This window comes from Nocardia sp. MDA0666 (genome assembly GCF_003023875.1).
Classification (GTDB): Bacteria; Actinomycetota; Actinomycetes; order Mycobacteriales; family Mycobacteriaceae; genus Nocardia; species Nocardia aobensis.
This window is the reverse complement of sequence record NZ_PYHT01000001.1, coordinates 893343-903886: the sequence shown is the minus strand read 5'-3', so window position 1 is coordinate 903886 and position 10544 is coordinate 893343. Positions and strand designations below refer to the sequence as shown.

General features: G+C 64.5%; 11 protein-coding genes. 5 read left to right on the top strand and 6 right to left on the bottom strand.

Annotated elements, in window-relative coordinates; genetic code table 11:
* Positions 1–16: 16 nt before the first annotated feature.
* From C8258_RS04285 to C8258_RS04265, 5 genes are read right to left on the bottom strand one after another with little or no spacing between them, the layout of a single operon-like run.
* Entirely contained in the window at positions 17–778 is a 762-nt protein-coding gene (locus C8258_RS04285; RefSeq protein ID WP_106953923.1) for an SDR family NAD(P)-dependent oxidoreductase, read from the bottom strand.
* Positions 779–793: 15 nt separating this feature from the next.
* Positions 794–1258, bottom strand: coding sequence for a MaoC family dehydratase (locus tag C8258_RS04280; RefSeq protein ID WP_106953922.1), 465 nt, complete (start codon positions 1256–1258; stop codon positions 794–796).
* Complete coding sequence (locus C8258_RS04275; RefSeq protein WP_106953921.1) at positions 1255–2025, bottom strand: 3-oxoacyl-ACP reductase family protein; 771 nt, start codon at positions 2023–2025, stop codon at positions 1255–1257. The genes C8258_RS04280 and C8258_RS04275 overlap by 4 nt, the downstream gene beginning before the upstream one ends.
* Before the next feature lies 1 nt (position 2026).
* Positions 2027–3250 carry an acetyl-CoA C-acetyltransferase gene (locus C8258_RS04270; RefSeq protein ID WP_106953920.1) on the bottom strand — a complete coding sequence of 408 codons (1224 nt, stop codon included), beginning with the start codon at positions 3248–3250 and terminating at the stop codon, positions 2027–2029.
* Between the two features lie 32 nt (positions 3251–3282).
* Positions 3283–4428, bottom strand: coding sequence for an acyl-CoA dehydrogenase family protein (locus C8258_RS04265; RefSeq protein WP_106953919.1), 1146 nt, complete (start codon positions 4426–4428; stop codon positions 3283–3285).
* Positions 4429–4571: 143 nt separating this feature from the next.
* Here C8258_RS04265 and C8258_RS04260 point away from each other — a divergent pair, with 143 nt between their 5' ends.
* Together C8258_RS04260 and C8258_RS32185 are read left to right on the top strand one after the other, a co-directional pair.
* Positions 4572–5195, top strand: coding sequence for a TetR/AcrR family transcriptional regulator (locus C8258_RS04260; protein ID WP_106953918.1), 624 nt, complete (start codon positions 4572–4574; stop codon positions 5193–5195).
* Positions 5196–5704: 509 nt separating this feature from the next.
* Positions 5705–6064 (top strand): hypothetical protein, encoded by a 360-nt coding sequence (locus C8258_RS32185; RefSeq protein WP_146161157.1) that lies wholly within the window; start codon positions 5705–5707, stop codon positions 6062–6064.
* A 296-nt stretch (positions 6065–6360) separates the two neighbouring features.
* Here the strand turns inward: C8258_RS32185 and C8258_RS32180 are convergent, their stop codons facing one another.
* A complete protein-coding gene (locus C8258_RS32180) occupies positions 6361–6915 on the bottom strand; it encodes a hypothetical protein (protein WP_146161156.1) in 555 nt (184 codons plus the stop codon).
* Positions 6916–7079: 164 nt separating this feature from the next.
* On the opposite strand from C8258_RS32180, the gene C8258_RS04245 reads away from it, so the two are divergent.
* Genes C8258_RS04245 through C8258_RS04235 form a run of 3 tightly spaced genes read left to right on the top strand, consistent with a single transcriptional unit; the run spans position 7080 to position 10476 of the window.
* Positions 7080–8015, top strand: a complete 936-nt coding sequence (locus C8258_RS04245; protein ID WP_233224854.1) for an alpha/beta fold hydrolase — start codon at positions 7080–7082, stop codon at positions 8013–8015.
* Positions 8012–8905 (top strand): alpha/beta fold hydrolase, encoded by an 894-nt coding sequence (locus tag C8258_RS04240; RefSeq protein ID WP_106953914.1) that lies wholly within the window; start codon positions 8012–8014, stop codon positions 8903–8905. Before C8258_RS04245 ends, C8258_RS04240 begins: the two co-directional genes overlap by 4 nt.
* The gene (locus C8258_RS04235; protein WP_106954066.1) at positions 8905–10476 is read left to right on the top strand and encodes an FAD-dependent monooxygenase; all 1572 of its coding nucleotides are present in this window, start codon (positions 8905–8907) and stop codon (positions 10474–10476) included. The genes C8258_RS04240 and C8258_RS04235 overlap by 1 nt, the downstream gene beginning before the upstream one ends.
* Positions 10477–10544: the final 68 nt, after the last annotated feature.

Genomic DNA, 10544 nt, shown 5'->3' with positions numbered 1-10544 from the left:
TTGGTGTCGTACACGATCAGGTGATGGTGAATCCCCCGTCGACGGCAATGGTTTGGCCGGTGACGTACCCTGCCGCGTCCGAGGCCAGCCAGATCACGGTCGCGGCGAGTTCCTCAGGGTCACCGATCCGGCCGAGGACCAGTCTCGGCGCCATGCTTTCGAGGTAGCCGTCACGGTACTGATCGGTCATTTCGGAAGTGAAGAATCCGGGCGCGATCGCATTGACCCGAACGCCTTTGCGGGTGCCCCATTGCTGGGCCAGATCGCGAGTCAGTCCGATCAGGCCGGCCTTGCTGGCGCTGTAGGCGGCTTGCGGTAGGCCTGCGGTGGTCAGGCCGAGGATGCTGGAGATGTTCACGATCGACGAACCGGGGCGCATGACCCGCCCGCATGCCTGTGCGACCCAGTAAGCGCCGCTGAGGTTGATGTCGATCACCTGCCGGAACTGTTCCGGTGTTTCGCGGGTGGCGGGGTACGCGGTGCCGATTCCGGCATTGTTGATCAGCACGTCGACCGTCCCGAAGCGTTCGACCGCCGCGTCGATCAACCGCTGTGCCTGTTCCGGGTCGGCGACATCGGTGGGCACGCACAGGGCCTGTCGTCCCGCCGCACGCACCAGCTCGGCGGTCTGCTCCATCTTGTCGAGACGGCGGGCCGCGAGCACGATGTCGGCGCCGGCCTGCGCCAGCGCGGCCGCGAACGCGACGCCGAGTCCGGAGGACGCCCCGGTCACGACCGCGACGCGTCCGTCCAGCCGAAAACGGTCCATGATTCCCATGCTGTGGTTTTCCTTCTAGGTGGTGGTGCGATCGTGGAATCGGGTGACGACCTCGGCGACACAGACCGGCTTGCCGACGCCCTCGCGTTCGACGCTGACGATCGTGGTTGTCTGCAGGCCGCCGGGTATGTCGGTGACGTCGGCGAGCCTGCCGTGCCCGCGGATCCTGGATCCGGACGGCACCGGGGCCGGGAACCGGACTTTGTTCAGCCCGTAGTTCACCGCCATCGCCACATCCCCGACGGCCAGCAGATCTGCGAGGAATGCCGAGACCAGCGACAGCGTCAGGTACCCGTGGGCGATGGTGGTACCGAACGGCCCGGCCGCAGCGGCGGCGGAGTCGGTATGGATCCACTGCCGGTCCTCGGTGGCGTCGGCGAAGGCGTCGATTCTGTTCTGCGGCACGTCGATCCACGCGCTGACGCCGAGTTCGGCGCCGGCACCCGCGCGCACCGCGTCGAGGTTGTCGAAAAATGTCATATCGAGATACCGCCGTCCACAGGCACCACCACGCCGGTGATGTATCCGGCCTCTGCGGAGGCGAGGAAGGCGACGGTGGTGGCCATCTCGCGTGGATCGGCGAAGCGGCCCAACGGAATTTGTGCGGTGAGTTCGGCTCGCTTGTCGTCGGGGATCGACGCGATCATCCTGGTTTCGGCGTTCGGCGAGATCGCGTTGACGGTGACGCCGAAGCCTGCGAGTTCCTTGGCTGCGGTCTTGGTGAAACCGATGATGCCGGCCTTGGCCATCGCGTAGTTCGACTGTCCGACGTTGCCGTGCAGGCCCGTGTAGGAGGTGACGTTGACGACGCGGCCGTGGTGCTGCGCTCGGAAATGCGGAGCACAAGCCCGGGTGAACCGGAAGGTGCCGCCCGCGTGCACGGCCATCACCTGTTCGTAGTCCTCGTCGGTGAGCTTCCACAGCACCCGATCACGGAGGATTCCGGCGTTGTTGACCAGCACATCGACCCGGCCGGTCTCGGCGATGACCTTGTCGACGACGGCCTGCACCGATGGTGTGTCGCTGACGTCGGCGACGGCGCTGTGGCAACCGATGTCGGCGCTCGCCGCGTCGAGCGCGTCGGCGTCGTAGTCCACGAGGTAGACATGCGCGCCCGCTGTGTGGAAGAAGCGACCGATCTCGCGCCCGATGCCGCGGGCGGCTCCGGTCACGATGACGGTCTGGCCGGTGAAGTCGAAGGTGACATTGGATGTCGTTGCCGTCGTGACGATTTCAGTGCCGATCATGTCAGCTGATCCTTTCGAAGATGACAGCCATGCCCTGGCCGCCGCCGATACACATGGTCTCGAGACCGAACCGCAGATCTCGCTCCTGCAGAGCGTGCAGCAGCGTGGTGGTGATACGGGCGCCGGTTGCGCCGAACGGGTGGCCGAGCGCGATACTGCCGCCGTTGACGTTGAGCCGGTCGAGGTCGATACCGAGGTCGCGGTAGGACGGGATCACCTGGGCGGCGAAGGCCTCGTTGATCTCGACGAGGTCGATGTCGCCGATCGACAGCCCGGCCTTGGCGAGGGCACGCCGAGACGCCTCGACGGGGCCGAGACCCATGATCTCCGGGGACAACCCGCTGACGCCGGTCGCTACCACCCGCGCCAGGGGGGTGAGTCCGAGCTCGGCGGCCTTACGATCGCTCATGATCACGAGCGCGGCGGCACCGTCGTTGAGCGGGCACGCATTCCCCGCCGTCACCGAGCCGGACTCGCGGAAAACAGTGCGCAGCCCGGCCAACTTCTCGACGGTCGTGCCGGCGCGTGGGCCGTCGTCGGTGCGCACCACGGTGCCGTCCGGCAGAGTGACAGGCGCGATCTCACGATCGAAGAATCCGTCGGCGATCGCCTTCTCGGCCAATTGCTGTGAGCGAGCGGCGAATTCATCCTGCTCGGCCCTGCTGATACCCCGGTAGGTGGCGACGTTCTCCGCCGTCTGTCCCATGGTGATGTAGACGTCGGGAAGCGCCCCGCCGGCACGCGGGTCGGTCCAGGTGGCCCCGGTGGCTGCCAGCTGTGCGGTGCGTTCCTGTGCTGCCGCGAACAGCGGATTCTGGAAGGCTTCGTCGTCGGCGCCGACCTCGTTCTGCTGCGGGTATCGCGACACGCACTCGACGCCTGCGGAGACGAAGATGTCGCCGTCGCCGGCCTTGATGGCGTTGGCGGCCATTCGGGTGGTCTGCACGCTGGATGCGCAGGCTCGGTTCACAGTGGCCCCGGGAACGGTGTCGAGGCCGAGTTGCACGGCGATCCGGCGGGCGATGTTCTCGCCCTGCTCACCGGTGTGTTCCCACGCCCCGACATAGATGTCTTCGATCGAGGCCGGATCCAGCGCGGGGATCTTGTCCAGGGCGGCGCGGATGATCTGGGTGGCGAGGTCGTCGGGACGGATCCCGGTGAAGGATCCCTTGCCGGCGCGTCCGATCGGTGAGCGTGCGGTGGAAACGATGACAGCTTCGGTCACGGAGAGTCGACTTTCTGTGCGTGGAGGTGTGATCAGAGCGCGAGGTCGCGTCCGATGATTTCCTTCATGATTTCGTTGGATCCGGCCCAGATCTTGGAAACCCGGGCGTCCATCCAGGCACGGGCGACGCGGTATTCGCGCATATAGCCGTAGCCGCCGTGCAACTGAACGCAGTGGTCGAGCACCTCGTTCTGCACCTGCGCCGTCCACCACTTCGCCTTCGCGGCGTCGACCGGGGTGAGCTCACCCGCAGCGTGTGCGGCCACCCCGGCGTCCACGTATGCCTGCGCGACCTCGATCTTGGTCACCAGCTCGGCAAGCAGGAACTTGTTGTGCTGGAACGAACCGACAGCGGAGCCGAACGCCTTGCGCTGCTTGGTGTAGTCGATGGTCTCGAGCAGGATCTGCTTGGCGTGCGCGACATTTATCACCGCGGCGCCGATGCGCTCCTGGGGCAGGCGCTCCATCATGGCCACGAATCCGCGATCGACCTCTCCGAGGATCGCGTCGGCCGGAAGCCGGACCGCGTCGAAGAACAGCTCGGCGGTGTCGGCCTCCGGCTGGCCCACCTTGTCCAGCTTCCGGCCCCGTTCGAATCCCGGCAGGGAGGCGTCGACGAGGAACAGACTGATGCCCTTCGAGCGCTGTTCCGGGTTGGTTCGGGCCGCCACGACAACGACGTCGGCGGTGTAGCCGTTGGTGATGAAGGTCTTGGACCCGTTCAGAATCCAGTCGGAACCGTCGCGCACCGCGGTCGTCTTCAAGTTCGCCAGATCAGAACCGGCAGACGGTTCGGTCATGCCGATCGCCGAGACCACCTCGCCGGAAGCGAACCGCGGCAGCCACTGCCGCTTCTGCTCCTCGGCCGCGAGATCGACGACATACGGTGTGACGACGTCGAAGTGGATGCTCAGACTCGACGCCAGCGCCATCGTCACGGCCGCGAGTTCCTCCATCGCGACCGCGTTGAACCGGTAGTCGCCCGCGGCCCCGCCGCCGAACTCCTCCGGGATCTCGAGACCGAGCAAACCCTGATCGCCGGCCGCGCGCCACACCTCTCGGGCGATCAGCTTCTGATCGGCGAACTCCTCGACCCGCGGCGCCACTTCCCGTGCGAGGAAGTCGTGCACGGATGTACGGAACCGCTCGTGATCGTCGGTGTAGACGGACCTGTCCACCTCACGTCCTTTCCGGGGTACGGCTGCGGGCCACCGCGAATGCGGCCGAATGGCTAAGCGTTCGCTTAGTCTGGAGTGGTGATGTGACAATGTCAATGCCTGAGTGGCGATAACCGATCGCTCGGCGACGGAGGTGGGAACTGATGGCAGCATCGGCGATCGGGCCGAAGGGGCCCGGCGGTGCCGACCGCGGAAAGCTCGAGGCGGAGCGGCGACTGCTCGACTCCGCGCGCGACGCCTTCGCCGCGAAGGGCTATTACGGGACGTCCACCCGGGAGATCGCTGCCGGCGCCGGGATGAGCCCGGCCGCGATGTACATCCACTTCAGTTCCAAGCAGGACGTACTGCTGCGTTTGAGCATCGCGGGCCACACGTCCGCGCTGGCCGCGCTCGAATCGGGTGCCGCAACGGATGGTTCTGCCACGAAGCGCCTGCGTGCGGCGGTGTACTCCTTCGCGCATTGGCATGCCGAGAACCACACCACCGCGCGCATCGTCCAGTACGAACGCACGGCGCTGACCGAAGAGAACCGCGCCGAGGTGACTCGCTTGCGCAGGAAGATAACCAAGCTGATGCGCGAGATCATCGCCGAAGGAGTTCGGACGGGCGAGTTCGCCGTCGACAATGTGGACACGACCACACTGTCGGTGCTGTCGCTGTGCATCGACACCGTCCGCTGGTTCCCCTCTCGCGAACTCCACACCGCCGAGGCCGTGGGTGCGGCGTTCGCCGGTCTGGCCGAACGGATGGTGAAGGCGTCGGCGTAGAGTCTTCGATTCCTGAATAAGCGAACGCTCAGTGAGAGATAATGATCATCGGGTCAGGCAGATGCTCGGTGCGTTGTGAGATCACGAGTGGGAGTGGCATGACATCGAACGCGAAAACCATTCTCCGACAGACCGATACGCGACGGCCCCCCGACCGCACCGGCGCCTACTTGCGAATCGATCGCGTCTGGAAGCTTGTATGAAGGCCGTCGATGCTAAGCGTTGTTTCATGGTGCGTCGGTGTGCGTGGTTATCCGGGCTGTTCCGTGACTGGGGTGCTGGTGGGTCGACGACGTGGGGCACTCGTCGGCGGCGTACGCCTGGCGATTGCTAAAGATTTGCTATTGGTTGGATTGGGTGGCCTTCCGGGCGTGTCGACACGCGGTGTCGGATCAACGGGAGTTGTTTCGATGGCCGCCCGTCGGGCGCATGAGTGTTCCGCGTTTGTGGAGTGCGTCTTTGATTGTGCTGGCGGGTGTTCCGGTGAGTCGGCTGCAGGACGCGAGGGGGTGGCCGGCGAGGTAGAGGGCTTCGAGGTGGTCGATGTCGGCATCCGTCAGAGGTTGGTGGCGGCGGGTGATGCCTTCTCGGGTGAGCAGGTTCAGGACCGCGGTTTTGGAGATGTCGTATCGGCGGGCGAGTTCGATGGTGGTTGTGCCGTCTCGGTAGGTCTGGACGAGCTCGTCGATGGTGTGGCGGGGGAGTCGGCGTTGGATGTTCCGGGCCGGCTTGGGCTGCGCCGGTGTGGCCGAATTCCGCTGCCGTCGCCTGGGTGGGGGGTTGTCGGATCGGATTCCGGCGGTGAGGTTTTCGAGTTTGCGCAGGTCATCCCGTTTCGCGTAACGCCCAGCCAGGTCCACTTTCTGTAATCCCTGGTCAGGGCCTTTTTCTGTTTCGGCATCCGCTGTCTGCGAGTTGGATTCCGGCCCCTGTAGCGCTCTCCTCTGCGGAAATGTCGCTGTTTTCCTGTTTCGAATCCAGCTAGGTGTTTGTGACTTTTGGGTCTTCTGGGACAAGAGTGGTGGTGAAATCACGTATTTTGCTTCCGGGCCGGGCGCGGGCGCGCAGGGCGGACCAGTGGCCCTCGCTCGGGCGGGATGTGGTGGTGGACCTGTGACAATGCGCTCAACGAAGTCTTTATGCGGAAATCGTCGGGTTGGCGAGCTCAGTTCGATGCATCGAAACTTGCCGCGTCGCATCGGAGATAGAACAATCGTTCGTTGGGCAAACGTGGCAGCGGGCCTCTATCGCGGGTGGCGAGGACGACTTCGATCGTATGCGTGGGATGCCTGCTCCAGTCATCGATGAAGGCCAGGGCCGCGGGTGCGGTGGCGACATAGTCGAAAGCGACGTCTTGGAGCCAGATTCGCAGGTGAACGTCACCCTCCGAGCGAAACAGCTCGAAGACCGTCGTCGCGGCGGCGGTTCGAACATCGACGGAGTTTTTCGCCCTCACCATCTCTGTGGCGAGGGCAGTGGTGGCGAGGGTGGTGGTCCCCTCGTCGGGGCAACCTCCGGAGTTCGCGCCCTGAGATGGAGAGCGCCGGTCGGGCCGGCGATGAGCGCGCCAAGCGGTTTCTTCTACCCGTTGAGACTGCGGCAGAACAACATCGGTGAATGCGGCTCGTGTCGTGTCCGCGGCTTGCCGCAGTCCTCGGCCTGCTGCCATCGGTAGGTGGCCCGACATGTCCGGCGCGATAGATCGCAAACCGTCCAACACGCCTGCGAGCATGTGTACGCGGCCTGGAGTTGCTGTTAGCTCGCTCATAGGGGCCAAAGTGTTGTCGACCGAAGTGACCCGGTCAAGAGTTTGCGGCAACGATGTAACCGATACTTCATAGTCGGTGATGGCGCAGCGGGGCAGGCTCGGCGGCGCATGTAGGGGTGAAGAAGGCTGGCGTCAAGTGTGCGCACCTTGACGAACCGCACTGTTTCGGCAACACTGTTGCCATTATGGTGTCACGCAGAGCAGCCTACGACTACATCGATGCCGAGTCGCGCTTCACAACGGTCGGAGGCGCGAATGTTCATTACAAGCGGGCTGGTTCGGGGCCGCCGGTTCTGCTGCTGCACGGCAGTGGTTCTTCGCTGCACCACTTCGACAAGGTGGCGGCGTTGATGTCGTCGTCGTTCGATGTGATCCGCCTGGATCTGCCGGGTTTCGGGCTGACGGGACCTCGCGCCGATCGCGACTACCGCATCGGGACCTACACGCGCACGGTGGCGGGTTTTCTCGATGGACTCGGCGTGGTTTCGACGTCGATTGTGGGTAATTCGCTGGGCGGAAATATCGCCTGGAATTTCGCCCTGGATTATCCGCGACGGGTGCAGCGACTCGTGCTGGTCAATGCCACCGGCTATCCCGGAAAGTCGCTGCCATTGGGTTTGCGGCTGGCTCGGAACCCTGTGACAAGGCCGCTGGTGCGCCGTCTGCTCACTCGATCGGCAACGGAGCGTAACCTGCGTTCGGCGGTGGGGCCTGCCGCCGCGTCGATCGTGGACGAGGCGATGGTCGATCGTGTTCACGCAATGTTGACCCGAGAGGGTAACCAGCAGGCGTTCATCGACTTCGCCAATACGGATCAGCCCGACCGCACCGGCGACATCTGGCGGATAGCGGTGCCGACCCTCGTGTTGCGCAGCGCGGACATGGACGCTCAGTACTTCGCCAGGGACATCGCCGGTAGTAGGGAAGCGGTTTACCTCGGAGGTGGGCACCTTCTGCCCGAGGAAGCGCCGAACTGGGTGGCCGACGAGGTGAGTCATTTTCTGTCCACGCAACCGCGCACCGAAGCTGCGGATACGGAGGACCAGTCGTGAAGTTTTTCGTGGCCCGAGGAGAACATCGGCGGTTGGACGCGGATCTGCGTAAGCAGTTACGCGGCAGCTTCGTCGAATGTTCGGACGGCGTGACTCATTATGAGCTGAACGGTCCGCCGGACGGTCCGCTCGTAGTGCTGGCGCCCGGGCTGACTGTGCCGCTGTTCTACTGGGACGGGTTCGCGGATGAATTGCACCGTAGGGGTTTTCGTACCCTCGCCTACAGCGCGTACGGGCGCGGCTATTCCGAGCGGGTCCGCGCGGTCTATGACGACGCCTTGTTCGTGCGCCAGCTGTCGGATTTGATCTCGCAGCTCGGTCTGGCAGGGCCGTGGCATGTGGTTGGCACCTCGATGGGTGCGGTGGTCGCATCGGCATTTGTCGAACAGCACGTCGAGCAGACGGCCACACTGACCCTTGCCGGACCGGCGGGACTCGAAGCGCCCATCGCAGCGACGAAATTGCTGCGTCACGACACGCTCAGCATGCTGATAGGGAGATATCTGGGCGGTCGGCTGTTGAACAATCACTTGTCGCACAACGTGCGCGATCCGGAACTGGCGGTGAGGTTGTCATCGATGGTGCGTGCCTGCTACGAGTTCGAAGGCTCGATCTTTGCTCTTTTCTCGACACTCGCCGATTTTCCCTTGACCGCCCGGCACGAACTGTACGGCCGAGTAGGACGATTACAGTTTCCGTCGCTACTGCTGTGGGGTGCCGAGGATCGTGTCACGCCCATCGACCGGATGAACGAAATGCGCCGCCTGCTCCTCCCTTCTCGAGAGCGCGTTCTGGCGGAGTGTGGCCACATGGCACCGTACGAACGGGCCATTGAGGTGGCCGCCGAATTCGACGCGTTCGTCCGTGACGCGGGGCAGGTGGTGCAGTGATGTCAGCTGAAATTCTGGATGTCCTCGTCGTCGGCGGCGGACCGACCGGCAGCGCGTTGGCGATCGATCTTGTTCGACGCGGACTCGGCGTGCGAATTATCGACAAGGCCGATCGCGCCTTTGCCGGATCGCGTGCCAAGGGGGTGCAACCTCGCAGTCTCGAGGTCCTCGAAGATCTGGGCGTCCTGGAGGCTGTCCTTGCCGCGGGGGACGATTACCCGCTGATGGGAATTCATCTGGGCCCCTTGACGATCCCATGGCGGATGCAAGCACGCAATCAAGCGTCGACAGACGTTCCGTATCCCAATACGTTGTTGATACCGCAACACCGTACGGACGCTGCCTTGCATGCTCGCCTCGAAACATTGGGCCACAGCGTCGAATTCGGCTGCGAGCTGATCGACTTCGAACAGCGCTCCGATGTCGTGGTGGCGAACGTACGTACCGCACAAGGGGCACAGTCCATCACGGCGCGTTATCTCATCGGCGCCGATGGCGGATCGAGTGCGGTTCGTAAGGGGGTGGGCCTCGGCTTTCTCGGTTCCACGGACGAGGCGGACAGAATCCTTCTTGTCGACGCCGGCGTATCGGGATTGAGCCGCGATCGCTGGCATATCTGGGTGGGCCCGCGCGGGCGGTTCGTAGGGGCATGCCCGCTGCCGGGGTCCGACCAGTTCCAGTGGATGATTCGCCTGCGGCCGGACGAGGACCCTCCGATGGACGAAGACTCGATCATGGCGCGTATTCATGCGCAGACCCGCAGCAAGCAGATCCGCTTGAGCGACATCACCTGGAAATCGGTATTCCGGCCCAACATTCGTATGGTCGATCGGTATCGATCCGGCCGCGTTTTCGTCGCGGGTGATGCGGCCCATGTGCACACCCCTGCCGGAGCGCAGGGGCTCAATACCGGGATTCAGGACGCCTACAACCTCGGCTGGAAGATCGAGCAGGTGCTGGCCGGCGCACCCGATGTCCTGCTGGACACCTATGAAACAGAACGACTTCCGATCGCGGCCGGAGTGCTGAAGTTGTCGACGGACAAGTACGACGGCATCGGCAAGCTCGATCCGGCCAGCATCAAACGCGGCAGGGATGAAAGCCAGCTCGCGATTACCTACCGTGGCGGACCGCTGGCATCGCACGAGGCCGAACGCACGACCACGCTGCAGGTCGGTGACCGCGCGCCGGACGCCACACTGCTCTCCGCGGCAGGCGGGCCACAGCGACTGTTCGAGATCATGCAGGGCCCGCATTTCACCGCTGTCGCGTACGGCGCTGATGCCGCAGCGGACCTGAAGGTGTTGCCGTGGCCTGCTGCGGGCGCGCCGCTGCGTCGGGTTGCCATTGATGCCGGCCCGGCGGCCGACGCGGACGTGGTTCTCGCCGATATCGTCGGCTGCTTCGCCCGTACCTACGGGGTGCACGAACCGTCGCTGCTGCTGATCCGTCCGGACGGCTACATCGCGTCGATCGCGATCAGAAACGGTCGCGTCGAGGCCATTACGGCAGCGGCGCGAGCGATGACCCCGGCTTCTGCCGACACGGCGTCGGTGCGTAGCGGAGCGTAGTGGCGGTGTGCCCGCAGCGGTGAAGCCCACGGTGAGGGCGATACTGGATCTCGCCCTCAGCCGGGCCG

Excerpts from the sequence above, each read along its gene's own strand:
- C8258_RS04285 (WP_106953923.1), bottom strand. The coding sequence starts at position 778 with ATGGGAATCATGGACCGTTTTCGGCTGGACGGACGCGTCGCGGTCGTG.
- C8258_RS04280 (WP_106953922.1), bottom strand. The coding sequence starts at position 1,258 with ATGACATTTTTCGACAACCTCGACGCGGTGCGCGCGGGTGCCGGCGCC.
- C8258_RS04275 (WP_106953921.1), bottom strand. The coding sequence starts at position 2,025 with ATGATCGGCACTGAAATCGTCACGACGGCAACGACATCCAATGTCACC.
- C8258_RS04260 (WP_106953918.1), top strand. The coding sequence starts at position 4,572 with ATGGCAGCATCGGCGATCGGGCCGAAGGGGCCCGGCGGTGCCGACCGC.
- C8258_RS04235 (WP_106954066.1), top strand. The coding sequence starts at position 8,905 with ATGTCAGCTGAAATTCTGGATGTCCTCGTCGTCGGCGGCGGACCGACC.